We start from the raw sequence: 25,464 nt of genomic DNA on the forward strand, positions 1-25,464 counted from the left end.
AAAATGTGATCTCATCTACAGATTTCTTCCATACTATTTAATATACTTCAAGAATGTAAATAATTAATGAAACCGGTTTCTTTTAAAAAGAAACCGGTTTCATTGGAAATTTCTAGTTATTTCTAATAGTTATTTTTCTAAACAACCAAAAATAAATCGATTAAATGTAGATGATAGGAGTAGTACCAATGGCAGTAGTTTTAACAACCGCTAGAGCATTTGCAACATGTGATGCTGCAAAAAAAGTTTTAAAGGACGCAGGACACGAGATTCGTATTGTGACTCCAGATAAACCATTAAAGTCTGAAGAATTAATACCATTAGTAAAAGATATTGATGCACTTATAGCTGGTCTGGATTTTATAACTCCACAAGTTATCAATGCAGCACAAAATTTAAAAATCATTGCCCGTAATGGTGTAGGGTATGATCGTGTAGATTTAATGACTGCTAAAAAAAATAATATTGAAGTTACAATCACTCCTGGTACAAATAGTTTATCAGTTTGTGAACTTGCATTTTCATTTATTACAGGCTTAGCTCGAAAAATACATGTTATGGACACGAGTGTTTGTTCTGGGTCATGGAAAAGAGAGAATGGTGTTGAATTAAATGGTAAAACTATTGCTATTTTCGGAACAGGCTCAATTGGTAAAAATCTTGCGATCCGCTGTGTTGCATTTGGTATGAAGGTTATTGCATATGATCTATATCCAAATGTAGAACTTCAAGAAAAATATGGAGTGACATATTATGATTCTATGGCACCATTATTCGAATTAGCAGATTTTATTTCTCTTCATCTTCCTGCTACAGAACAAACTCGAGAAATGATTAATAAAGAAAGTATTAATAAAATGAAAAAAGGAGTTTACATCATCAATACAGCTAGAGGTGATTTAATTAATAATGATGATCTCTACGAAGCATTAGTTAGTGGTTATGTAGGAGGAGTTGGACTCGATACATTCACTGAGGAACCTTTCACCGATTCACGATTTTTTAATCATAAAAATGTCATTTTAACACCACATACAGGTGCATTTACCCAAGATGCAATTGTAAAAACGTTAGTTATGGCGGCTGAAGATGTCGTCAGAGTACTTGACGGCAATAAACCCTTACATTCAGTAAGTCAATAAAATTTAGAATCAACAATCGATACATTCAATATTGATGATTCTTATATAAGTCTAAAAATATTTTATTCATTATTAGAGGTTAGTAACATGAAAAATTGGAAAAGATCAGCAGAAGAAATTTTATCTTTAGGACCAGTGGTTCCGGTAATTGTAATTGAAGATATAAAAGATGCTGTACCACTAGCAAGAGCATTAATTTCAGGAGGAGTGAAAGTATTAGAAGTTACTTTACGTACAGCTTGTGGGCTTGATGCAATTAAAAAAATTATTGCAGAAGTCCCAGAAGCTGTCGTAGGAGCGGGAACAGTCACATCGGTTGAACAACTCAAAGAAGTAACAAAAGCCGGAGTCGAGTTTATTATCACTCCAGGGTTAACTCCATCTATTCTAAAAACTGCAGTTGAAGGTTCTGTACCCGTAATACCAGGTATTGCAACAATTGGGGAGTTAATGACAGCTAAGGAAGCTGGGTTAACTGCATTTAAATTTTTCCCAGCAGAAATAAATGGCGGAACAGCAGCTCTTAAAGCATTTTCTGGTCCAATTCCAGATGCAAAATTTTGCCCAACTGGTGGAATTAACATAAAAAACTACCGTGATTATCTTGCACTTAAAAACGTAATATGTGTAGGTGGTTCTTGGTTTGTCCCAACGGATTTAATTAAATATGGAAATTTCGCAGAAATAACTAAACTGGCTAGAGAAGCGGTTGAAGGCGCCCAAGATTTAGCATAATAGGATTAATAGGAACATTAATAAATTTTAGTTATCTATTTCTGTTAAGTGTTTTTTAAATCAACTTCTCAGAATAAATATTTAAACAATGGAATAAACATATGCATGTAACTTTTCTTCAAGCATTACTAGTCGCTATATGGATAGCACTAGTTATGTCAAGGGCTTTTCTTGGCGGTGCTACTACAACTCTTAGATTTTCACCAATGATGACCGGTTTAGTAGTGGGTATAGTATTTAATGATGTTCATAATGCAATGATTGCTACTGCTGCTATTCAGCTAATTTATATGGGTGTTTTTTCACCTGGCGGACAAATGCCATCAGAACCTGCAATTGCAACTGCAATAGCCGTACCTGTCACATTACTTGGTAATATGTCACCTGAAACGGCTGTTGGTGTCGCTGTACCTGTAGGTCTTTTAGGCTCATATTTATATCAATTAAGGTTTTTTGCTAATACATTTGCTATGCAAAAATTTACAGATAAATATGCATCTAAAGGTAGTAGTTCTGGATTAACTTTCTCTATTATTGGTATTCCGATCATCATCGCTTTCATTATCTTTATACCATTTATGTTTACTGCTTTATATTATGGTGCACCGTTCATAGCTGATCTAATCAAAACTAATTCAAGTAGTTTTATATTCCATATTCTTAATGTTATAGGCGGTGGTTTGGCAGCTGTGGGGATAGCTGTAACAGTATATGTTATCGGTAAACGCAGTTATATTATTTTCTTCTTATTAGCATATTTTGTTGCTGTTATTGCTAAACCACTAAATATTACGATGGTTACTTATGCAATTCTTGGTGCAATTATTGCTTTCATCTTTGTTCTAGCAAAATCTGAAACATTTAATTCCATTAAAGATAGTTTTGGTTCAGGTGGCGTAGGATCAGGTGCTAGCCAAGACGAAGATGATTATTAATAGTATTAGCTTAATAAGCAAAATTTAGAAGGTATATACAATGAAAGAAATTCAACAAAAAAGTATAGATTTAAAACCAGAAGAAATCACAAAAAAAGATGTCGTGATTGCATGGTTAAGATTTTATTATGCTAATGAAATTCCACATGCATTTGATCGATACATTGCGGCTTCACTTTTATGGGCATTAATTCCCATTCTGAAAAAGCTTTATAAAGATAAAAATGACTTAGTTGCTGCTTATCAAAGACATTTATTATTTTTTAACACACAATTAGCATGGGGGGGAGGTACTATTACTGGTATCATGGCTTCGCTTGAATCAGTGCGCGCTAATGATACTTATGAAGGCAAACCACTTAGTATCGATGATAATTTGTTATATAACACTAAAGCTGGTCTGATGGGAGCATTAGCAGGAATCGGTGACTCAATAGACTCTGGAACTATGCAATATATTTTTATTGCAATCGCATTACCATGGGCACAAGAAGGTATGGCAATAGGTGCTTTATTCCCATTCATTGCATTTTCATTGTATCAAATATTGATTGGTTATTATTTCAGTCAATTAGGCTTTAAGCTTGGCAGAAATGCAGCAACTGAAGTAGTTGGTAATAGCATGCAAATGCTTATTGAGGGGCTATCTATTCTTGGATTATTCATGATGGGGATTTTGGCCGCTAATTATATAAAAGTAACATCAAGCTTATCTTTTGAACTCTCAGGTAAAAATTTCGTTATCCAAGAAACGTTAGATAAAATTCTACCAGGAGTTTTACCGTTAGTTGTTGTTAGTGGATTATATTTTTACTTCGCTAAAAAAGGTTTAAAAGTTACTAATGCATTAATTGGTCTGACAATAATTTTAGGTGTGTTAGCAGCAGTAGGAATTTTGTAATTTAAACTATTATAAAAAAGGAAGAAATTAAATTATGGGTAAAGTTGTTTTAGCTCGTGTCGATAGTCGTCTAATTCATGGACAGGTTGCAACAAATGTATCAAAATCGGTTGGTGCAAATGCTCTCTTTGTTGCTGATGATGTATCTGCACACGATGAGTTTACAAAAAATATCATTTTGGGTGCTGCATCACGTACTGGTTACAAAATCAGAGTACTAAAAGAAGATGGTGCTGTGAGATATTGGAATGACAGAAAATATGATGATTTCAACGTGATGCTAATTACTAAAAGTATCGAAGTTATGCATAAAATTATTAAAGGTGGTGTGCCAGTTGAAAATCTGAATCTTGGAGGAATACCACAGTCTCCTGGAACAACACCTGTGATTAGTCAAGTTGCAATAACTAAGTCTCAATTAGATCTATTAGTGGACTTACAGAATAGTTATCCTAATATGAATATTTTCTTCCAGGCAACGCCTTCACTAAAAAAAGTGACTCTAGCCGAAGCCATTAAATTATTTTCATAGATACTAGGAAGTTAACATGATTGGAATTTTATTAGTAAGTCATGGAAAAATGGCTGAGGGCATTAAAGACAGTGTAAAAATGATTGTTGGTGATGTTGAACAATTTGAAACATTGGAATTAATTCCCGGACAAGACACTGAAGAGTTAAAAGCTAATATTCTAAAAAAATCTAAGTTATTAAATTCTGGTAAAGGCGTAATTATTTTAGTCGATTTGTATGGGGCATCTCCATACAATGCTTCAATGGCATGCATTCCGGAATGGGAAAAAGAAGGTATAGATACACGGGTGATCTCGGGTATGAATTTACCTATGACGATTACAGCAATTTGTAATCGTGATTTCTCTACAGTAACAGATTTAACCCTAGAGGTGATTGAAGCTGGAAAACAAGATATCAAGGATGTAATTACAGAACACAAATCGTCAAAAAAGGATGTAAATTGTGACGATTATTAATAAATAAAATAATTTAACTTCGGTTATTACTAATACTGACTGATAGTAGTCAAAATGCTATCAGTCATTTTAATATTTTATTAGTTTTTGTAATTGAATGGTAATAAGTAAATATGGATAGCTTAAAAGATTTAATATTTCGATATTGTGTTTTATTTGGTAAACGATTTTCTTATAGAGAAAAAATAAGTTTTCTCAGGGTTATTTCTAAGGAATTGATCCAATTAGGTTATTATGTTGATGCAAAAATAGCTAAATTGCAATTAGCTAAAAAAAAGTATGAAAACTATTACAATGCTTATATTGGAGATTTAGATAATGCTGAGGTTATTGTTTGTACTTATTATGATACAGGAGTCAATTACTTTAATTTCACAAAAATTTTTGCATTTGGACAACATTTTAATAAATTACGTTACTTTTTGGGCATTATCCCAATTTTTATACTATTAGCAATAGCTATTACATTAAACCTATTTATTTTTCTCCCCGACATTGAACTATCAGGGATTTATAGTATACCTGGTGTATTATCTGCTATCGTTACCCTATCAGCCTTCTATATTATTTTGAAATTTAAAAAAGGTATTTCTAATAAAAAGAATTTTGTTTGTAATACTTCAAGTATTTTGGTTATGTTAAATACCATTAATAAAATGGATAAATATCAAAAAAAGAAAGTTGCTTTTGTATTATTTGATGGAGGTTGCTCAAATCAATACGGGATTAGAATGATTGAAAATTATTCTGACAAGCTAGAAAGTAAGCAGTTCATTTTTCTTGATAGCTTAGGCAATAGTGAATCCTTGTTATTTTTTAAACCTAAATCTTTCGATTTTAATGCTAAGCAGATTAATTTTAAAGAAGGTAAACTGGAAACAACATTAAAAAAATACTTAATGATTACAGCTGGTGAGTTAAATGAATATAATAAAGTTCAGATAAAAAATGCTCATTCACATAATGACAATAATTTATCTGATATTATTATCGAAAAACATTCAACTTCATTACACTCATTATTAACTTTATTAATAACGCCTCAAAAAAGCAAAAACACAAAAAAATGAATTAAATTGGAGATGTAACTAACTGTATATCTCCAAAATCATTTTTATATACAATCAACGCTGATCATCAACAGTCACCCCAACTGGTGGAGTAAATTTAAATTTTTCAATCGCCACTTTGCCTAAAGTTTGACGAGATAAATCATAGAAGCTATGCTGACCATCTTCTTCAATAATCGTAAAATTCGAAATCATGCCGGTTGGTAAAACCGAAATAACAAAATCTTGATTAGAACCATCAGTCGGTTTTAAGGTAAAAGAATCTTGTTTACGTGTAACATTATAGGCATTCCAAATTGGATTATGGCTATCAGTAATTAGCAACATTAAACGATTATCTACCGCTTTTTTCAAACTCATTACACTTACTTGCTCAACGGCTGGAGTGTAGACCCACATATTAGTTCCATCAGAAATAATCGAAGTTTCATCAGGTTCAGTCATTGTCCAATTAAAATAATAGGGTCTTGTCACCCATAAATCACCTTTTCCTTGTTGAACTGGTTGCTTATCAGCAGTTTTCACATCTTGTGAAAAACGGGCGTAAAATCCATCAATTTTAGCTAATCGTTCTTGTAACACCTCTTTATCGCCTGCCCATGCAAAAAGACTCGTAAGTAACCCAATTAACATTAAAAACTTCTTCATTACCAATCCTTATGTATTTTGTGTAATAAAATATATTCAACAATCATTTATTTTAATAACTAATTTAGTTCAAAATATTACCGTTTTTCTGTTAGCTGTGGAAGATATTTTCTTTTCTTTTTCACTATTATTAGTGAAGCGGTATATAATAACCATATTTTGTAATTACGGGTATATAGTGCACCATGCCTAGTCTCTCTTTTGAATTTGGTACAGATGAATTTAAACCTTTAGCTGCAAGGATGCGTCCACGCAATTTATCGGAATACATTGGTCAGAGCCAGCTACTGGGTAAAGATAAACCTCTACCTAAAGCCATTGAGGCGGGTCATCTGCATTCAATGATTTTGTGGGGACCGCCTGGTACAGGTAAAACCACCTTAGCAGAAATTATTGCCCATCATGCCAACGCTAAAGTTGAACGTATTTCAGCGGTTACTTCTGGCATAAAAGATATTCGAGAGGCAATAGAAAGGGCAAAAATAAATCAGCAATCTGGTGTTAGAACCATCTTGTTTGTTGATGAAGTCCATCGTTTTAATAAAAGTCAACAAGATGCATTTCTACCTTATGTCGAAAATGGTACGGTAACTTTTATCGGAGCAACAACTGAAAACCCATCATTTGAATTAAATTCAGCACTTTTGTCTCGCGCGAGAGTATATTTACTAAAATCACTGACCAATAATGATATTGAGCAAATTTTACAACAAGCTATGTATGATACTGATCGGGGTTATGGTAACTTAAATATCACATTACCTGAACAAACTAAACAACAGATTGCCGAGTTTGTTGGTGGTGATGCAAGGAGGGCATTAAATACACTTGAATTATTGGTCGATATGTCCGATGGTCAAGCCCTTACACCAGAATTACTAAAAGAAGTCATTGGCGAGCGTAGTGCAAGATTTGATAATCAAGGCGATCGTTTTTATGATCTAATCTCAGCTGTACATAAATCAATTAGAGGCTCTGCACCTGATGCTGCACTTTATTGGTATGCCAGAATCATTTCGGCTGGTGGGGATCCACTTTATGTTGCCCGTCGATTATTAGCAATAGCTTCAGAAGATGTTGGAAATGCCGATCCAAGAGCAATGCAAGTAGCACTAGCTGCTTGGGACTGTTTTACCCGAGTGGGGCCAGCTGAAGGCGAACGAGCTATCGCCCAAGCAATCGTTTATCTTGCTTGTGCACCGAAAAGTAATGCTGTTTATCTTGCATTTAATCAAGCAATGAAAGATGCCACATCTCAGCCAGATTATGATGTACCAGAACATCTACGCAATGCACCAACCCAATTAATGAAGAATTTAGGTTACGGTGCTCAATATCGTTATGCCCATGATGAACCTAATGCCTTTGCCGCTGGTGAAAACTATTTCCCACCAGAAATAGCGGCAACTAAATACTATTATCCCAGCCAACGAGGGGCTGAAAAAAATTACGCTGAAAAATTAGCGTGGTTAGAAGATCAAAATAAAACCAGCCTTATCCAACGCTATAAATCTTAAATAATTAAGTCAGTTTATTAAATTTAAATAATAGATGAGAATAACTATAGTTATCTTCTAGTTAAATTAAATTAATAGTTATTAGCTATTAATTTAATAATCATTATAAAAAAGTTTATGCATAAATTGATATAAATCAAATTCTTAAATTCCCTAATTAACAACAAGTTATTTAACATTAAGTTAATTTTTATAATGAATTAACAATCGTTTTAAATAAACCATTCACTATAAACTATCAATTACGTTATAATGATTAACGATACAACATATATTTAACCGTTTTTTCATAATAAATAATTAGAATAATCAAAGATAAAGATAAAAATTAAATATAGAGAATATAAAGTGAACAAATTTTCGAACAATACATATTTAATACATTGGTTTTATTTATTATTATTTATATATACTCAACAGACCTTCGCAAGTCTATCGCAAACAACAGCTAAAGTAATTGAAGGGACACCACCACATTTATCATTACCATTAGAATTAACTATCGATAATTTGAACTTATTTGGTTTAAAAATTTACAACCAAAATTATTATGGTGAAGAAGTTAATAAATTACCAATTACTAGCAATTACCCATTTAAAAATAAAATTCAAATAGCACCATTAAAACAACCAAATGAGCAAGAATATTTAGATGCTGATGGTGATGAATTATTATTTCTTACTGAAAGTCCAGAAATTAAAATGACTTGGTATTTTACCGATTCAAATGGAAAACAAGTTGAGTTTCAACCAAACGATACAGACACGTTCTGTAATTTAGGTAAAAAAAATATTTACGCACCATTCAAAATAAAATTATCATCTGATTTTATAACGCTATTTTCTAAATACGGCACCCCTAACTATTATCAATACCCTAATGATGATATAACAAAAAAACCATCTAAAACTTATACCATTATGGATGATGTTGGAATTTGTTATGCAAAACCAGAACTAAAACCAAAAGAATCTGGCGTAAATGCACAATCACAATGGGATAGTGATAATGGCTTTTTACCACAATCGAGAAATGATCCTAGTAAAAACTTTCCTTCTACTGGTTTTTATGGTGCGCAATTTCAATTAATTTTGACTAATGAACAAATTGCCAAAGATTATGAATGGTCAATTAAACAAGGTGGTGAATTAGTACAAGTTAACAAAGACGACAAAACTCAAGCTGTTACGGTATCATTTGATATGCCAGATGCTAAAGATCCAGCAAAAGCTTGGCAATATATAATGGGATCTGGTGATGGATATACGGTTATTGTTGAAGGAAAAAATCCCAAAAGAAATACCTCTATTCAATATTCATTTACCCTCGTTAAATGGTTTACCGGTTGGGATGAAAATAAAATTGGTGAACCCGGAGCTTCTATTACAACGGGACCCAAAGTGGATGAAAGCTGTAACGCACTAGCTGGCGGTGGAAAGTATCGTATAAGTTATACTAATGAAGTGGTTAATTCCAGCTTACAGGCAACTAAAGCTAAATATACTCGAGAGATAGGTACGCTTTTCAGTGAATGGGGAGACCCTAGTCAAAAAGCATACCCAAATTCTTGGGCGGCTAATGATAAACAAGATGTTAGATATAAAAGAATTTGGCTATATGATCCTGATAAACAAAAATATTGTGATTTGCATACTTATCAAGCCGTTTATCACTGTGTCGCTGAAAGTGGTTTAAAAAATGGCTTATGCACTGCAATACGTTGATTCTAAATAACCACTTTGTAGGACAATAAGTAATTAACAATAACTGAAAATCTACTTAATTCTTTGGAAAATATGAAAATAATAGAACAAAAATATTTTGATTTATTTCATACGAATACTTCGCCTAATAGGTGGATCGAGTTATTTAATATTTGTCAATAAAATCGATTTGATAGTAAATTATCAATATAAAATAACAAGCCAATTTTTATAAATTGGCTTTGTTCTTTTTAAGAGTTCAACTTATCTAAGAGCACTAGTTCTTCTTTGGGAATAAGGATTTTAATAAGGGTAAAGATGTTGTTGTACCTAGAATAAACGAGTGATTGTCTTAAATATAACTAATTAACAGATAACGCCAATATTTCAAATTTAGACTTGGATACTACAATTAATCGATAGTGTGATTTACTGCTCTATATGATAACAAACACTATTGCAACAATGCGAACCTAGATAAAAATAGCTTGTGTAAATAAGTCAATACACATTAACTTTGCCATTTATATTCGAACTCTATTTATTCATAGGTAAAACTTATCATCCACAATTATTACTTTCTACTGCTACTACCTGCTTTTATCGTTTTTTATAAAATTCATGCCATTTGCTAATATATAGCTGTAATCATTGATTTTCGTTAATAAATTTGAAATTGCTTTTTATTAAACACACTATATATAGTAATAAAATAATTAATAGGTACTATATATTGTATATTTTGATAAATATCAATTATTATAAGCGATATTAAAAATAGATGAACGGATGAAAAATGAACAAATCAATATTGGTAACCAAACGTAATGGCGAAAAAGAATCCATCAACCTTGATAAAATCCACAAAGTAATCACTTGGGCAGCGGAAGGATTAGATAATGTATCTGTTTCTCAAGTTGAATTACGTTCACATATTCAATTTTATGATGGTATCCGTACTTCGGACATTCATGAAACTATAATCCGTGCAGCAGCTGATCTTATCTCTCAAGATGCGCCTGATTATCAATATTTAGCTGCCCGTTTAGCTATCTTTCATTTACGTAAAAAAGCTTACAATCAATTTACCCCACCATCACTTTATGAACATGTAAAAAAACTTGTTGCCAGCGAACGCTATGACAAACACCTTCTTGAAGATTATACTCAAGAAGAATTTGAGCAAATGGATAAAATGATCGACCACTGGCGCGATATGAATTTTTCCTATGCAGCCGTCAAACAACTTGAAGGTAAGTATCTGGTTCAAAATCGCGTAACCGGTGAAATTTATGAAAGTGCTCAATTCTTATATATCTTAGTTGCTGCGTGTTTGTTTGCTAACTATCCAAAAAAGAACCGTTTAGATTATATCAAACGTTTCTATGATGCCGTTTCGACATTTAAAATTTCATTGCCGACACCAATAATGGCTGGGGTTCGTACACCGACTCGCCAGTTTAGCTCGTGTGTATTAATTGAATGTGATGACAGCTTAGATTCTATAAATGCCACAGCTAGTGCGATTGTAAAATATGTCTCACAACGAGCTGGAATTGGCGTTAATGCAGGTCGTATACGAGCATTAGGTAGCTCAATTCGTGGCGGTGAAGCCTTCCATACTGGTTGTATCCCATTTTATAAATATTTCCAAACTGCAGTTAAATCATGTTCACAAGGTGGTGTTCGTGGTGGCGCAGCTACAGTATTTTATCCACTCTGGCATTTAGAAGTTGAAAGTTTATTAGTACTACGTAATAACCGTGGTGTTGAAGAAAACCGAGTACGACATTTAGATTATGGCGTACAAATCAATAAATTAATGTACCAACGTCTAATTAAAAATGAAAACATCACACTATTTAGCCCTTCTGATGTACCGGGACTTTATGATGCCTTTTTCGCAGACCAAGACAAATTTGATGCACTTTATCATCAATATGAACAAGATGTGAATATTCGCAAACGTGTGGTTAAAGCAGTCGAACTTTTCGCATTATTAATGCAAGAACGCGCATCAACTGGGCGAATTTATATACAAAACGTCGATCACTGTAACACTCATAGCCCGTTTAATGCACAAGTTGCGCCGGTACATCAATCCAACTTATGTATGGAAATTGCGTTACCAACCAAACCATTGAATAATATTAATGACGAAAAAGGCGAAATCGCGCTTTGTACCCTATCCGCCTTCAATTTAGGAAAAATTGAATCGCTTGATGATTTTGAAGAGCTAGCTGACTTAACGGTTCGCGCTCTTGATGCATTACTTGATTATCAAGATTATCCTGTACCGGCAGCTAAAAATTCCTCGCTTAATCGTCGTACCCTTGGCATTGGGGTGATTAACTATGCCTATTATTTAGCTAAACATGGCGTTAAATATTCTGACGGCAGTGCTAACAACCTTACTCATCGTACTTTTGAGGCAATGCAATATTATCTATTAAAAGCTTCCAATAACTTAGCTAAAGAGAAAGGTGCCTGTCCACTATTTAATGAAACCACTTACTCACAAGGTATCTTACCTATCGATACCTATAAGCGAGATCTGGATAATATCACAAAAGAGACGCTCCATTACGATTGGGAATCGCTTCGTGAATCAATTAAAACCTATGGTTTACGTAATTCAACTTTATCGGCATTAATGCCATCGGAAACCTCATCACAAATCTCTAATGCCACCAACGGTATTGAACCACCACGCGGTTATATCAGTATCAAAGCATCGAAAGATGGCATCTTGAAACAAGTGGTGCCTGAATATAACAAATTAAAAGATCTCTATGAGTTACTCTGGCAAATACCAAATAACACCGGTTATTTGCATTTAGTTGGCATTATGCAGAAGTTCATTGATCAATCAATTTCGGCGAATACCAATTATGATCCAACCAAATTCCCGAATGACAAAGTACCAATGAAACAACTATTAGCTGACTTACTAACAGCCTATAAATATGGTGTAAAAACCCTTTATTACCATAACACCCGCGATGGTGCTGAAGATATTCAAGGGGATATTCAACCCGCATCAAGTGATGATGGTTGTGAAGGCGGAGCATGCAAAATTTAATTGCCCGGCTTAACACTAAACTAAATATAGTGGATAACCAATTAGTTATCCCTACTATAGCTACTTTTTCTGAATATTTCATGAAAAGCCACCAAATTTAGGAGTTCAATTATGAGTATGAATTACAGCACCTTCTCACACGTCCACAATGACCAACTGAAAGAACCGATGTTCCTTGGACAACCGGTTAACGTTGCTCGTTATGATCAGCAAAAATATGAAATGTTCGAAAAGTTAATTGAAAAACAACTTTCCTTCTTTTGGCGTCCTGAAGAAGTCGATGTCTCCCAAGATCGTATCGACTATGCTGCCTTGCCGGAACATGAAAAGCATATTTTTATCAGTAATTTAAAATATCAAACATTACTTGATTCCATTCAAGGTCGAAGCCCAAATGTCGCTTTACTCCCTTTAATTTCGATTCCAGAACTAGAAACATGGGTAGAGACTTGGTCATTTTCAGAAACTATCCATTCACGTTCTTATACCCATATCATTCGTAACATCGTTAATGATCCTTCAGTGGTATTTGACGATATTGTGACGAATAAAGAGATCAAAAAACGCGCTGGTGATATTGCAGGTTACTATGATGATCTTATTAGCTACGCCAGCTATTACAACCTACTTGGTGAGGGTAAACACATTGTCAATAATCGAACAATCACGATCGACTTGCGTGAACTAAAAAGGCGACTCTACCTATGCCTAATGAGTGTTAATGCCCTTGAAGCTATTCGTTTTTATGTGAGTTTTGCTTGCTCATTTGCCTTTGCAGAACGAGAGTTAATGGAAGGTAATGCTAAAATAATCAAACTGATTGCTCGTGATGAAGCCCTTCATCTCACCGGCACCCAATTTATGATCAACACACTACGAAGCGGTGAGGACGATCCTGAAATGGCAGAAATCGCCAAAGAGTGCGAACAAGATTGCTATGACCTCTTCCTACAAGCAGCCAATCAAGAAAAAGAGTGGGCTGAGTATCTATTTGAAGGTGGATCAATGATTGGCTTAAACAAAGATATCCTTTGCCAATATGTTGAATACATTACCAATATCCGTATGCAAGCGGTTGGCCTTAAATTACCCTTTGAAGTAAAATCCAACCCAATTCCTTGGATCAACAATTGGCTAGTTTCCGACAACGTACAGGTTGCTCCACAAGAAGCTGAAATGAGCTCATATCTAGTTGGACAAATTGACGCCGAAATCAGTGAAGACGATTTAAGCGACTTCACATTATAATTATCTCCCGAAAAAATCCCTCTCCTTAACTTTTTGCTAAAGGAACCTAAATGGGTTCCTTTTTTGTTAAAAATTCGCTAAATTCAGGAAATTATCAATTTATTTATTAGGATACAAATTAGATTTTTCTTGATATATTTACACTCTAATTTACTATTCATAAGAATTCAAAAATTGAAAGGAAATAAAATGAAAAAGATAATTGTGACTACTATTCCTTTTGTCTTGTTTGGTTGTGTTAGTGATATCAAATATAACTATACAGCCGAGGTGGTTGAAAAAAGCTATCCAGAACTCAATGTTGTAACAACAACCTATATTGGTGATGATCTAGTTCGTCAGGATAAGGTTAAAATAATGGATGCGATTTCTTTTGCCAATACCACAGAAGTTACAAGACTTAACCATTCTTACATCATTGATGCCGGTGATTATCCTAAATTAGGGGAAGATAAAACTCACTTATTCTTTGCAGCGAAAAGTGCCAATGGTAATGCAATTGTTAAAACATATACTACACCAGCTGCACCTATTGGTATTCGAGTACGAAAAGATAATGCTAATAATGAAGTATGTATTTCTTTTATAACTGGAACTGATTTTTGTAACAACAATAAACATTATAGTTTCAAAAAAGTTAGTTTAACTAGTCAAGACACTTTCCAACAAATATTAATTTATAATGGCAAAGTTGGAAGCAAAATTAATATTAGTTACCGAGAATTTAATAATGATATAGCAAGGCCTGCATTCTCAAATAATGCTGAATATGATTTATCTAGTTCAAAAACAATTAGATATAAAGGGGCTGTCATTCAAGTCATTGAGGCTACAAATCAATATATAAAATACAAAGTTCTTCGTAATTTTAATACACCAAATCAAGAATAATAGAAAATATTCACTCTACCCTTCATCAATTATTTATCAAAAGGAACCTAAATGGGTTCCTTTTGGTTTAAAATTTAATTAGCAACAACGCCCATCTCTATTTTGAAATTTTATAAAAGTTGAGACGACTATTTCTTGTCTTAAGTAGTGATTTCATACATTAAGATCAAAATAGATTTTTCCTAAAAAACTTATTTCATCAAAATTATTTATAACAATTCACATGAATTTTCATATCAAATTTGCGATCTAGATCACAGATACTTTCGTTCGAAAGTTATTATTATGTAGCAAAGATAAGGGAGCAATGTATGATTTTTAATTTACAACGATATTCCACTCATGATGGACCCGGAATACGAACAGTTGTCTTCTTGAAAGGTTGTTCTTTAGGCTGTTTTTGGTGTCAAAACCCAGAAAGCCAATCGGCTAAGCAAGAAATCCTGTTTGATGAAAGGCTTTGCATTAGTGATTGTGATCTTTGTTCTGCATCTTGCCCAAATTTAATCAAAAAATCAAATGGACACATTCAGATTAATCGAAAAGCAGCCGAACAAACTGATTATCAAAAAATACAAAACGTTTGTCCTAGCTTAGCATTAACTGTATGTGGTGAATCACTATCAGTACAGGATGTGATGCAAACTATCGATAGGGATAGTCCGTTTTATCAACGTACCGGTGGTGGCGTAACTTTGTCGGGTGGTGAACCTTTTATGCAACCTAAATTAAGCCAAGAAATACTTGCTGCTTGCAAACAACAAGGCTATCACACTGCGGTTGAAACGTGTTTGCATGTGCCATGGAAAAATATTGAAGCGTCATTGCCATATTTAGATCTTTTCTTGGCGGATTTAAAACATACTGACGAATCGATTTTTTATGCTTGGACCAAAGGTTCAGCTAAACGGATTTTAAAAAATTTTCAGCACTTAGCAAAGACAAACAAAAAGATCACTGTCCGAGTACCATTAATTCAAGGATTTAATGTTGATGAGAAATCGATAAAAAGTATTGTTGATTTTGTCGCTAACGAAATACCGACAGATGAGATCCATTTTTTACCGTATCACACATTAGGTATCAACAAATATAAAATGCTCGATCTGCCATATCATGCACCTAAAGAGCCACTAAACGACGCAAATATCATCGATTTTGCAACCCATTACGCCCAACAAAAACAGTTAACCGCTGTTTTACGAGGATAACCAAGGAGAACCTTATGTCTACTCTAGACCTGACTACTGTCACACCAAGGATACAAGCACATAAAAATGCATTGATTCATATTATTAAACCACCGATTTGTGTAGAACGCGCAGAGCATTATACCGAATCTTACCAAGAACATTTGGCTCAACCCGTGGTATTACGTCGTGCTTATGCTTTAGCCAATCACCTAAATAAAAAAACAATTTGGATAAAACATGATGAATTAATTGTTGGTAACCAAGCCAGTTCACCAAGAGCGGCACCCATATTTCCCGAATATACTGTTGGTTGGGTTGAAAAAGAAATTGATGCATTAGGTGATCGCCCAGGCGCAGGGTTCGAAGTGACCGAACATGACAAGGAAGTTTTATACCGAGTTTGTCCGTGGTGGCATGGTCAAACCGTACTTGATCGCTGTTATGCGCTATTCAGTGATGAACACAAATCATTACTCGATACTGTGATGATTAAAGCTGAAGGGAATATGAATTCTGGTGATGCTCATCTTGCCGTTAACTTCCCATTTATTTTGGAAAGAGGCATTGATGGTATTATTGATAAAATTAAGGAACGTCGTAGTCGCATTAATACCAATGATTTTGATGATTTCCATAAAGATCACTTCCTAAAAGCATCAGAAATCTCCATGCAAGCTATGAGTAAATATATTGAACGTTATGCTCAATTAGCCCGTGAAATGGCAACTAAAGAAGAACGTTCATGGCGTAAAGATGAACTATTACAGATTGCTAAAAACTGTGAGGTTATTGCTCATAGACCACCAGAAACATTCTGGCAAGCTGTTCAATTATGCTATTTTGTCATGTTATTGTTACAAATCGAATCAAATGGTCACTCAGTATCATTTGGTCGCATGGACCAATATCTCTCTTCATGGTATGAAAAAGATGTTGAGCAAGATAAAACATTAACTCGCGAAGCGGCAATTGAGTTATTACACAGCTGTTGGTTGAAACTGTTAGAAGTCAATAAAATCCGTTCTGGTTCACACTCTAAAAGCTCAGCCGGTAGCCCAATGTATCAAAACGTGACAATTGGTGGGCAAAAACTGGTCGAGGATGTGCCTGTTGATGCAGTAAACTCATTATCTTATGCTATTTTAGAGTCTTGTGGACGTTTAAAATCCACCCAACCTAACTTAAGTGTCCGTTATCATGCCGGAATGAGTGATGACTTTTTAGATGTTTGCATACAAGTTATCCGTTGTGGCTTTGGTATGCCGGCGTTTAATAATGATGAAATCGTTATTCCTGAATTTATTAAACTCGGTGTCGAACGCCAAGATGCTTATGAATATTCAGCAATCGGTTGTATTGAAACAGCAGTACCGGGTAAATGGGGTTATCGCTGTACAGGAATGAGCTTTATTAACTTTGCACGTGTGACATTAGCGACATTAGAAGGTGGTAAAGATGCAACCAGTGGTGTGGTTTATTTACCACAAGAACAAGCCTTAAGTAAAAATAACTTCAAAAGTTTTGACGAAGTCAAAGCACAGTGGGATAAACAAATTCGCTACTATACGCGAAAATCAATCGAAATTGAGTATGTAATTGATACTATCCTAGAAGAAAATGCTCACGACATTATCTGCTCAGTATTAGTCGATGATTGTATCGAACGCGGTAAAACCCTTAAACAAGGTGGCGCGAAATATGATTGGGTATCCGGTTTACAAGTCGGACTGGCTAATACCACTAACAGCTTTGAAGCGGTTAAAAAATTGATTTTTGATGAGCACACCATCAAACAGTCCGATTTAGCTAAAGCATTAGCGGAAAACTTTGCAGGTTCTGCGGGTGAACAATTACGTCAACGTCTACTCAATGGTGCACCAAAATATGGTAATGATAATGATGAAGTAGATTATCTTTTAGCTGAACTATATAACTACTATATTGATGAGTTAAAAAATTATCGCAACCCTCGCTATGGCCGTGGCCCAATTGGTGGTACTTATTATGCTGGTACTTCCTCTATCTCTGCCAATGTGCCATTTGGTGCCCAAACTGCGGCAACACCAGATGGTCGTAAAGCATGGACACCGTTAGCCGAAGGTGCCAGCCCTTCATCCGGTACAGATACCTTAGGACCAACAGCAGTATTTAACTCATTAGGTAAATTACCAACGGATAAAATTCTTGGTGGCGTGCTGTTAAACCAAAAACTCAACCCATCCACTTTAGACAATCCGCGTGATAAGTTAAAACTGATGATGATGTTAAGAACATTCTTTGAAGTGCATAAAGGATGGCATGTTCAATATAATGTTGTTTCACGTGATACATTACTTGCAGCGAAAGCGCATCCGGATCAATATCGTGACTTAGTTGTCCGTGTTGCTGGTTATTCAGCATTCTTTACTGCCTTATCACCTGATACTCAGGATGATATTATCGCCAGAACAGAACACGTTATCTAATTAATAGCTAATTTATAAACCTCAGAAATTTAAAGACCTACTCTTGTAGGTCTTTTTTATCGTTTAATCATCAATATAAATTTAAGATAAAATTATTTTGTCACAACCGGTTGGATCCACATTTGCTTATTTTTAAAATCAATTTTAACTCTGTTTTTACTTAAAAAGTCAGCGCCTAATAATCCGTCAGATTGAAATTCATTAGGAAATGAATCAATTATTATTGGCAGAACGCTATCATTCGCGACATTATTCACATCAAGTGATATAGATTTAAAATTATCTTCAGGATCGCTTATTTTTATTGATTCTGGTGAAAGTGATTGTTCTTTGATAAGTGATACCGTTGCCCCGGTATCTAAAACCATTTTATAATTCTTGATACCGTCAGACAGAGTTACGACCAAACCTTCATCATTTAAATCAAAGGGGATAGCAACCCAATTTGGATTTAAGTCGGTTGAAGTATCATCGGATATTGTTAAATTACTTTCAGGATAATTGATAGTTAATACATAATTATCAAACAATTTAAGGCCAATAACAGCTTTAAATGCACTGCTATCCTCACTATTATCATTATCCATCGGATCACTCGAAATAAATAATCCCCAGTCTTTATATTCAACCACTTGCACATTATTAAAGATAAAAGAATTTAATTCTAACTTGTTGACAATAAATGATTTAAGTTCTGTGACACCCCCAGAAAGATCAATTGTTTTGATTTTTTCAGAGTTTTCCGTTTTATTAGGAATCTTATTAATTAAATCCATGGGTAGATGTAAAGCTATTTTCGAACCGGTATCCAAGGTCATGGTAATTTTTTCACTTTGAAAATCCATCATGATTAAAGGTAAATTATATTTGTCATCAAAATTTAGATCCCAAGTGACTTCAGCACTTTGTGCAAAGTGACAGATAAACAACATGATTAGAACTAATATTTTTTTATTCATTGAACTATCCTCATTGTATTCTCATTCCCAATATATCTTTTCGACTCGAAATTATTAATAATGCTTATTATTGATCCTTTATTTTTTAGCCATTTTAATCGTTTTTAATTGATATGCCACAATACAATTTCTATATCGTGACTTTTGTGTTTGTTGCCACTGATTATTAATTGTTTTTTGAGGTAGGAACAACAGAAACAGTAAATAAGATTAATCCCAAAATAAAATCGAATTTATATATCTATCCAAAAACCGATAGGCATCTTTTTTGTTTTGCCACTTTTATAATGACAAATGCCATGTAATTCATTACTATCTTTACTTACGTGTTTATATCGATATTGATATATGGATATGGCGATTTTATAAAAGATGAGTATGTTTATAACAGGTAATTATGCTGTATTTAATGAATGAACGACAACAAGAGATTATTTATAAAGTTAATGAACTCAATCAAGTTAGTGTCAATGATTTAGCTGAACAATTTAATGTTTCTGTTGTGACCATTCGTCATGATCTTAATTTTTTGGAACAAAACGGTTATTTAAAACGAGAACATGGTTATGCCGTTGCAGTAGATAGTGATAATCTCGATGCTCGTATGAAAATCAAGTTCCCACTGAAACAAAAAATAGCCGAATATGCAGCGTCACTTGTCAATAATGATGAGCACATTTTTATTGAGGGTGGAAGTACCAATGCCCTACTCGCCAGACATTTAGCCTATACTCGCCGTATAACTTTAATAACATCCAGTTATTACATTGCTCAACTATTGAAAAATAACGATTTAAAAGTAATTTTGATTGGTGGCGAATATCAAAAAAATAGTGAAAGTGTAGTCGGTGAGTTAGCTTGTCTAGCAATAAAACATTTACATTTTGATAAAGCTTTTATCGGTATTGATGGATTTTTACCCTCCACTGGTTTTTCCGGCCGAAACAAAATGCGTACAGAATTAGTTAATACCATTTTAACTAAACCAAGTGAAAACATTATTATCACGGATTCATCAAAATTTGGTCAAAAACAACCATATCAACTATCACCACTCGAAGCCATTCATCGGGTAATCACTGATCAGACAATTAAAATTGAAGATGAAAAGTATCTAACCGCGAAAAATATTATTGTTGATAAAGTTGTGTAATTAACCATAAATCATGTTAACTAACGCTAGTTTTGTTAAAAGATTAATTTAAAATCAACCCAATCTCTACATCATCCCCCTTTTCTCGAACTTTTTTTGATAATTATTTTGAATAATTTGTTTACTTGGTATTTATTTTAGATTAATTAAGCCAACTATTTCTTCTTAATAAACACCAGAAGGAGGTAAAAACTCCTTAATTATTTTTACAGAAATATCAAATAATCAGTGTTTAAAATCTTCAAGAGTATTTAAGGAAAAAGTGTAACTACTTAAACTTGACACTGCTTTAAAATCGGTGGACGATATAACAATTCAATTTTGCTAATTTGATATGATAACTATGACTGATGCGCATTTGTTTTATTCTATCTCTCCGCTTGATTTTAGTGATGAACAAATAACTGTCCCCTATCTAAAACAGCAACTAAATGCGTTTCAACAATGGTCAGTGACTCAGTTTAAAAATAACGCCGATATTGATGACTTGGTTCATCTGCGCAGTCATTTTATTGATCAGCTACTTCAACGATTATGGCATTATTATCAAATCCCCGAACAAGTTTCATCGCTGTTTAAAAAAAATCGCATTGCTCTGATTGCAGTTGGTGGTTATGGTCGAACAGAACTTCATCCATTATCCGATATTGATATTTTGATACTAAGTGATAACTCACTAACCAAAGAACTGGAAAAACAAATTGGTGATTTAGTCCGTCTACTTTGGGATCTGCATTTTGATATTGGCCACAGCGTTAGAACGTTAAAAACCTGCTTGCAAGAAGCTAAAAATGATATCACTATCATGACAAACTTAATTGAATCAAGATTAATTGCCGGAAGTGAGTCATTACTTAATAAGCTCCGCAGTGAAATTTTTAGCGATAAAATCTGGCCTTCTCCAGCTTTTTATCAAGCCAAAATGCAGGAGCAACAAGAAAGACACCAACAATATCACAGCACTACCTATAATTTAGAGCCAGATCTAAAAAATAGTCCAGGTGGTTTACGTGATATGCAAATCATCCAATGGGTTGCAATCCGACATTTTGGTGGAGAGTTTTTAAAAAAAATTGCCCAGTTTGACTATTTAACGCCAGAAGAAGTGGCCGAATTTAAGACTTGTCGTAAATTTTTATGGCGCATGCGCTTTGCGCTTCACTGCGTTATCAACCGCTATGACAATCGTTTGTTATTCGATCGTCAACTAAGTATCGCTAAAATGTTAGGCTATAGTGGTGAAGGTAATACACCGGTTGAAAATATGATGCATGATTATTATCGTGTTGCGCATAATATTACCGAACTCAACCAAATGCTTTTACAACTATTTGATGAGTCATTATTAAAACGTTATTCATCACAAAACACCTATGATATTGATCAACATTTTCAAGTTAGGGACAACCTAATTGATGTTAAACACAACAGCGTGTTTAATGATAATCCTCTTATGATCCTTAATCTGTTTTATACAATTTTGCTTAATCCGCAAGTTACAGGATTATATTCGAATACGATCAGGCAACTTCGTTCTGCAAGGCGAAAACTCACTTATTTACTTAGTGAAATACCAGAAGCAAGAACATTGTTTATGAAAATAATCAAACATCCAGATGCAATTAAAAAAGCCATTTTGCCAATGCATCGATATGGTATTTTGGCGGTATATATACCTGGTTGGCAACAAATCTCAGGCATGATGCAATTTGATCTGTTTCATGCTTATACGGTCGACGAACATACTATTCGCTTATTGCTAGAACTCGACCGTTTAAAAACCGAAGTGGGTAAAGAAAAACATCCTAATAGTTCAACAGTATTTGCCAAGCTATCTAAACCTGAATTACTGGTAATAACGGGATTATTCCATGATATTGGCAAAGGTCGAGATGGTGATCACTCGGAAATAGGCGCTAAATTAGTCGAATCTTTCTGTCAATTACATGAACTCGATGCGAAAGATACCGATTTGATTGTTTGGTTAGTTCGTTATCATTTATTGATGTCGGTAACTGCGCAAAGTCGAGATCTCCAAGATCCCGATGTTATTCGCGAATTTATTCAATTAGTAAAAAGCAAACGCCGTTTACATTATTTACTCTGTTTAACTGTTGCCGATGTTTGTGCCACTAATGAAACCTTATGGAATAGTTGGAAACAGAGCTTAATGCGTGAGCTCTACTTAACCGCTAAACGATCATTTGATTCTGGTATTCATCAAATACCAGAACAACGAAGTGTTGCTCGTCAACATAAACAGCAAGCACTAACTGAATTGCTGGCACAGAATTACGACGAGCAAATGATAAAAAAACTTTGGCAAGATTATCGTGTCGATTACTTTTTGCGCTATAGCGCTGAACAGATCGTTTGGCACGCTCAACTATTATTAAATCATGATTTGAGTCAAACATTAGTTTCGATTAATCCCAATCCATATCATGGTGGTACTGAAATCATCATCTACTCATCTGATAGGCCTTTTTTATTTGCTGCAGCATGTAATGCGTTAAGTATGTTAAATTTGAGTATTCATGATGCATTGATTATTACTAATAAAAATGGATTCGCATTAGATACCTTTATTGTGCTTGAACCTAATGGGCAAATTGTGCCAGAAAATCGACATCAAGATATTATCCATGCACTGAATAAAGTACTACATCAATCTATCTACAAAGGTGTAACAATAAAACCCGCTAAACAGCGACTACGTTCGTTTTCTGTACCAACACAAGTCAACTTTATTTCGTCATTTAACGAAAATCAAACTTATATGGAACTCATTGCCCTTGATAAACCGGGTTTACTTGCTTGCGTTGGCGAAGTGTTTGCAAAATTAGACTTATCGCTAAGCAGTGCTAAAATAGCTACAATTGGCGAACATATTGAAGATCTGTTTATTCTAACCGATAAACACAATAAAGCCCTTGATGATAACACCTGTCAAAAACTAACCGAGTCGATAGTTAAGGCTATTGATTCAATAAATTAATCAACCAAAAAGTTAAAGTTAAAATTATGCAATTTTTCCTTATTTTGTTTCCTATTTTTTGTATTTTTATTGTTGGATTTATTGGTCAAAAGATTCTTAATTTTGATGTCGCTAATCTTTCAAAAATGTCGCTATATGTGTTATCGCCCTTTTTGGCATTTAAAACATTTTATACGCATACCTTAACCAGCGATTATTTAATCTATATTGCTTATCTCATTGGTCTCTGTTTTTCCTTAGTAGTTATTGTCAGCGTCTGGTCAATGATAATGAAATATTCTGTCAAACAACGCTGTGCAATGATTTTGAGTTCGTGTTTTATGAACAATGGTAATTATGGTACACCTGTATTATTGGTTTTTTTTGGCACGATCGGTTTTGATCTAGGTGTCATAATGATGGTGTTACAACAATTTGTTATGAGCACTGTTGGCATCTATTATGCAGCCAAAGGTAGCACACATAGTGATATTGTCAGTCAAAAAGATGTCATTAACAAAGTAATTAGAATGCCGGTTGCCTATGGTGCCTTTGCTGGTATTCTTTTCCAACTGTGTCAAATACCATTATCAAAATCGATTATGACTTCGATTAGTATGATCGGTGATTCTTCCATTGTGATAATTATGATTATTTTGGGCATGCAATTGGCCAAAATCAAAATTAAACAACTTGATTATCCAAAACTTTCTTTTGCTTTAGTAACGAGGATGGTTATATCACCGCTGGTCGCTTATGCAATGGTCTATTTTATGCCTATTACTCCAATGGCAAAACAAATCCTTATTGTTCTAGCAGCAATGCCAAGTGCTGCCAATACCACACTAATGTCAGTTCAATTTGATACTAACCCAGCACTGGTATCAAGTGCTACTTTAGTCAGTACTTTATTGAGTTTAATTACACTACCAATCGTTCTCTCTTTGGTTGGTGCACCAATTCCCTTTTAAATAGAAGCGATGCATCATAGATACTTTAAAATCTGCTAGCTAAATCCTGATTAAACGTCAGGATTTAGTTTTGATAAAACTTAATCGTTACTCAGCCACTCTTGCTCAAATTGACTAACAAATTCAACTAAAATTTTATGCCGTTGTTCAGCAATCTGTTTAGCTGTGTCAGTATTCATCATATCTTTAAGTAAAAATAACTTTTCATAGAAGTGATTAATTACTGTATTTGGCTGTTTGTAATTGTCTTCATTAAGTTGCATTCTAGGTGGAATGTTTGGATCGTGCATAATATTATGCTTATTACCACCATAATAAAAAGTACGGCCAATACCTATTGCGCCAATAGCATCAAGACGATCAGCATCTTGAACTATTTGTCCTTCCAAAGATAACTCGTTTTTTTGTGAAAGATTTTTCCGATAAGACATATTTTCGATAATAGCAAAAATAGCATTAATCTCGTTAGTGGTTACCTTTAATAATTGCAGATAATCACGCAATTCAATTATTGCTTTATCAACATTCTCAACCACTTTCTCATCAATGACATCATGTAAGTAAGCGCTCATCAATACAATAAATGCATTTGCTTGTAGCTGATCATTAAGGATTTTTTCGGCTAATTTTACAACTCGTTCAATATGCGCCATATCATGGCCGGAAAAATCATGTGAAAGCTTTTGTTGAACAAATAGTTTAATCGAATTAAGAATTAGTTGTTGTTGGGCAGTTATTCGGTTGGTCATTTTATTAGGCTTAATTAAAAATGGTAATGATAGATTATATTTTATCGAAATATTATGTATATTACCGCAGTTAAAATCTAATCGCTATTGATGGTTTTAATTAGCACTTTATCAGCTAGATATTTATTCTTG

General features: G+C 34.0%; 20 protein-coding genes. 17 read left to right on the forward strand and 3 right to left on the reverse strand.

Annotated elements, in window-relative coordinates:
* Positions 1–188: 188 nt before the first annotated feature.
* The 7 genes from B6C99_RS06155 (at position 189) to B6C99_RS06185 (ending at position 5,775) form a co-directional block, all read left to right on the forward strand.
* On the forward strand, positions 189–1,142 hold the full coding sequence (locus tag B6C99_RS06155; RefSeq protein ID WP_086359041.1) for a phosphoglycerate dehydrogenase: 954 nt from the start codon (positions 189–191) through the stop codon (positions 1,140–1,142).
* A gap of 87 nt (positions 1,143–1,229) precedes the next feature.
* Positions 1,230–1,877 (forward strand): bifunctional 4-hydroxy-2-oxoglutarate aldolase/2-dehydro-3-deoxy-phosphogluconate aldolase, encoded by a 648-nt coding sequence (locus tag B6C99_RS06160; RefSeq protein ID WP_086359042.1) that lies wholly within the window; start codon positions 1,230–1,232, stop codon positions 1,875–1,877.
* A 101-nt stretch (positions 1,878–1,978) separates the two neighbouring features.
* The gene (locus tag B6C99_RS06165; protein WP_086359043.1) at positions 1,979–2,812 is read left to right on the forward strand and encodes a PTS sugar transporter subunit IIC; all 834 of its coding nucleotides are present in this window, start codon (positions 1,979–1,981) and stop codon (positions 2,810–2,812) included.
* Between the two features lie 40 nt (positions 2,813–2,852).
* Positions 2,853–3,713, forward strand: coding sequence for a PTS system mannose/fructose/sorbose family transporter subunit IID (locus tag B6C99_RS06170; protein WP_086359044.1), 861 nt, complete (start codon positions 2,853–2,855; stop codon positions 3,711–3,713).
* A gap of 34 nt (positions 3,714–3,747) precedes the next feature.
* Complete coding sequence (locus B6C99_RS06175; protein WP_086359045.1) at positions 3,748–4,245, forward strand: PTS sugar transporter subunit IIB; 498 nt, start codon at positions 3,748–3,750, stop codon at positions 4,243–4,245.
* A gap of 16 nt (positions 4,246–4,261) precedes the next feature.
* Positions 4,262–4,705: a PTS sugar transporter subunit IIA gene (locus B6C99_RS06180; protein WP_086359046.1), complete on the forward strand. Its 444-nt coding sequence runs from the start codon at positions 4,262–4,264 to the stop codon at positions 4,703–4,705.
* Between the two features lie 113 nt (positions 4,706–4,818).
* A complete protein-coding gene (locus B6C99_RS06185; RefSeq protein WP_086359047.1) occupies positions 4,819–5,775 on the forward strand; it encodes a hypothetical protein in 957 nt (318 codons plus the stop codon).
* Positions 5,776–5,829: 54 nt separating this feature from the next.
* On the opposite strand, the gene lolA is transcribed toward B6C99_RS06185, so the two are convergent.
* On the reverse strand, positions 5,830–6,423 hold the full coding sequence (gene lolA / locus B6C99_RS06190) for an outer membrane lipoprotein chaperone LolA (RefSeq protein ID WP_086359048.1): 594 nt from the start codon (positions 6,421–6,423) through the stop codon (positions 5,830–5,832).
* A 185-nt stretch (positions 6,424–6,608) separates the two neighbouring features.
* On the opposite strand from lolA, the gene B6C99_RS06195 reads away from it, so the two are divergent.
* From B6C99_RS06195 to B6C99_RS06225, 7 genes are all read left to right on the forward strand, one after another.
* Positions 6,609–7,940 (forward strand): replication-associated recombination protein A, encoded by a 1,332-nt coding sequence (locus B6C99_RS06195; protein ID WP_086359049.1) that lies wholly within the window; start codon positions 6,609–6,611, stop codon positions 7,938–7,940.
* A 348-nt stretch (positions 7,941–8,288) separates the two neighbouring features.
* Positions 8,289–9,665, forward strand: coding sequence for a hypothetical protein (locus B6C99_RS06200; protein ID WP_086359050.1), 1,377 nt, complete (start codon positions 8,289–8,291; stop codon positions 9,663–9,665).
* Between the two features lie 775 nt (positions 9,666–10,440).
* The gene (gene nrdA / locus B6C99_RS06205; protein ID WP_086359051.1) at positions 10,441–12,726 is read left to right on the forward strand and encodes a class 1a ribonucleoside-diphosphate reductase subunit alpha; all 2,286 of its coding nucleotides are present in this window, start codon (positions 10,441–10,443) and stop codon (positions 12,724–12,726) included.
* Between the two features lie 117 nt (positions 12,727–12,843).
* A complete protein-coding gene (nrdB, locus tag B6C99_RS06210) occupies positions 12,844–13,974 on the forward strand; it encodes a class Ia ribonucleoside-diphosphate reductase subunit beta (protein ID WP_086359100.1) in 1,131 nt (376 codons plus the stop codon).
* A 189-nt stretch (positions 13,975–14,163) separates the two neighbouring features.
* Positions 14,164–14,865 carry a hypothetical protein gene (locus B6C99_RS06215; RefSeq protein ID WP_086359052.1) on the forward strand — a complete coding sequence of 234 codons (702 nt, stop codon included), beginning with the start codon at positions 14,164–14,166 and terminating at the stop codon, positions 14,863–14,865.
* 311 nt (positions 14,866–15,176) lie between these two features.
* Positions 15,177–16,076: a glycyl-radical enzyme activating protein gene (locus B6C99_RS06220; RefSeq protein WP_086359053.1), complete on the forward strand. Its 900-nt coding sequence runs from the start codon at positions 15,177–15,179 to the stop codon at positions 16,074–16,076.
* A gap of 14 nt (positions 16,077–16,090) precedes the next feature.
* Entirely contained in the window at positions 16,091–18,523 is a 2,433-nt protein-coding gene (locus tag B6C99_RS06225; protein WP_086359054.1) for a formate C-acetyltransferase/glycerol dehydratase family glycyl radical enzyme, read from the forward strand.
* 92 nt (positions 18,524–18,615) lie between these two features.
* On the opposite strand, the gene B6C99_RS06230 is transcribed toward B6C99_RS06225, so the two are convergent.
* Complete coding sequence (locus tag B6C99_RS06230; RefSeq protein WP_086359055.1) at positions 18,616–19,482, reverse strand: hypothetical protein; 867 nt, start codon at positions 19,480–19,482, stop codon at positions 18,616–18,618.
* A 409-nt stretch (positions 19,483–19,891) separates the two neighbouring features.
* Here B6C99_RS06230 and B6C99_RS06235 point away from each other — a divergent pair, with 409 nt between their 5' ends.
* The 3 genes from B6C99_RS06235 to B6C99_RS06245 all read left to right on the forward strand — a co-directional run bounded on the left by B6C99_RS06235 (position 19,892) and on the right by B6C99_RS06245 (position 24,583).
* Positions 19,892–20,635: a DNA-binding transcriptional regulator YciT gene (locus tag B6C99_RS06235; RefSeq protein ID WP_086359056.1), complete on the forward strand. Its 744-nt coding sequence runs from the start codon at positions 19,892–19,894 to the stop codon at positions 20,633–20,635.
* A gap of 343 nt (positions 20,636–20,978) precedes the next feature.
* Complete coding sequence (glnD, locus tag B6C99_RS06240) at positions 20,979–23,633, forward strand: bifunctional uridylyltransferase/uridylyl-removing protein GlnD (protein WP_158092447.1); 2,655 nt, start codon at positions 20,979–20,981, stop codon at positions 23,631–23,633.
* A 26-nt stretch (positions 23,634–23,659) separates the two neighbouring features.
* Positions 23,660–24,583 carry an AEC family transporter gene (locus B6C99_RS06245; protein ID WP_086359058.1) on the forward strand — a complete coding sequence of 308 codons (924 nt, stop codon included), beginning with the start codon at positions 23,660–23,662 and terminating at the stop codon, positions 24,581–24,583.
* Between the two features lie 80 nt (positions 24,584–24,663).
* Here B6C99_RS06245 and B6C99_RS06250 read toward each other — a convergent pair whose 3' ends face one another.
* Positions 24,664–25,332 (reverse strand): HD domain-containing protein, encoded by a 669-nt coding sequence (locus B6C99_RS06250; protein WP_086359059.1) that lies wholly within the window; start codon positions 25,330–25,332, stop codon positions 24,664–24,666.
* Positions 25,333–25,464: the final 132 nt, after the last annotated feature.

This window comes from Gilliamella sp. N-G2 (genome assembly GCF_002142215.1).
In the GTDB taxonomy this organism is placed as follows: Bacteria; Pseudomonadota; Gammaproteobacteria; order Enterobacterales; family Orbaceae; genus Gilliamella.

What these genes read in the sequence shown, in the direction of transcription:
- B6C99_RS06155 (WP_086359041.1), top strand. Translation starts at nt 189, where the DNA reads ATGGCAGTAGTTTTAACAACCGCTAGAGCATTTGCAACATGTGATGCT.
- B6C99_RS06160 (WP_086359042.1), top strand. Translation starts at nt 1,230, where the DNA reads ATGAAAAATTGGAAAAGATCAGCAGAAGAAATTTTATCTTTAGGACCA.
- B6C99_RS06165 (WP_086359043.1), top strand. Translation starts at nt 1,979, where the DNA reads ATGCATGTAACTTTTCTTCAAGCATTACTAGTCGCTATATGGATAGCA.
- B6C99_RS06170 (WP_086359044.1), top strand. Translation starts at nt 2,853, where the DNA reads ATGAAAGAAATTCAACAAAAAAGTATAGATTTAAAACCAGAAGAAATC.
- B6C99_RS06175 (WP_086359045.1), top strand. Translation starts at nt 3,748, where the DNA reads ATGGGTAAAGTTGTTTTAGCTCGTGTCGATAGTCGTCTAATTCATGGA.
- B6C99_RS06180 (WP_086359046.1), top strand. Translation starts at nt 4,262, where the DNA reads ATGATTGGAATTTTATTAGTAAGTCATGGAAAAATGGCTGAGGGCATT.
- B6C99_RS06185 (WP_086359047.1), top strand. Translation starts at nt 4,819, where the DNA reads ATGGATAGCTTAAAAGATTTAATATTTCGATATTGTGTTTTATTTGGT.
- lolA (WP_086359048.1), bottom strand. Translation starts at nt 6,423, where the DNA reads ATGAAGAAGTTTTTAATGTTAATTGGGTTACTTACGAGTCTTTTTGCA.
- B6C99_RS06195 (WP_086359049.1), top strand. Translation starts at nt 6,609, where the DNA reads ATGCCTAGTCTCTCTTTTGAATTTGGTACAGATGAATTTAAACCTTTA.
- nrdA (WP_086359051.1), top strand. Translation starts at nt 10,441, where the DNA reads ATGAACAAATCAATATTGGTAACCAAACGTAATGGCGAAAAAGAATCC.
- nrdB (WP_086359100.1), top strand. Translation starts at nt 12,844, where the DNA reads ATGAATTACAGCACCTTCTCACACGTCCACAATGACCAACTGAAAGAA.
- B6C99_RS06215 (WP_086359052.1), top strand. Translation starts at nt 14,164, where the DNA reads ATGAAAAAGATAATTGTGACTACTATTCCTTTTGTCTTGTTTGGTTGT.
- B6C99_RS06220 (WP_086359053.1), top strand. Translation starts at nt 15,177, where the DNA reads ATGATTTTTAATTTACAACGATATTCCACTCATGATGGACCCGGAATA.
- B6C99_RS06225 (WP_086359054.1), top strand. Translation starts at nt 16,091, where the DNA reads ATGTCTACTCTAGACCTGACTACTGTCACACCAAGGATACAAGCACAT.
- B6C99_RS06230 (WP_086359055.1), bottom strand. Translation starts at nt 19,482, where the DNA reads ATGAATAAAAAAATATTAGTTCTAATCATGTTGTTTATCTGTCACTTT.
- B6C99_RS06235 (WP_086359056.1), top strand. Translation starts at nt 19,892, where the DNA reads ATGAATGAACGACAACAAGAGATTATTTATAAAGTTAATGAACTCAAT.
- glnD (WP_158092447.1), top strand. Translation starts at nt 20,979, where the DNA reads ATGACTGATGCGCATTTGTTTTATTCTATCTCTCCGCTTGATTTTAGT.
- B6C99_RS06245 (WP_086359058.1), top strand. Translation starts at nt 23,660, where the DNA reads ATGCAATTTTTCCTTATTTTGTTTCCTATTTTTTGTATTTTTATTGTT.
- B6C99_RS06250 (WP_086359059.1), bottom strand. Translation starts at nt 25,332, where the DNA reads ATGACCAACCGAATAACTGCCCAACAACAACTAATTCTTAATTCGATT.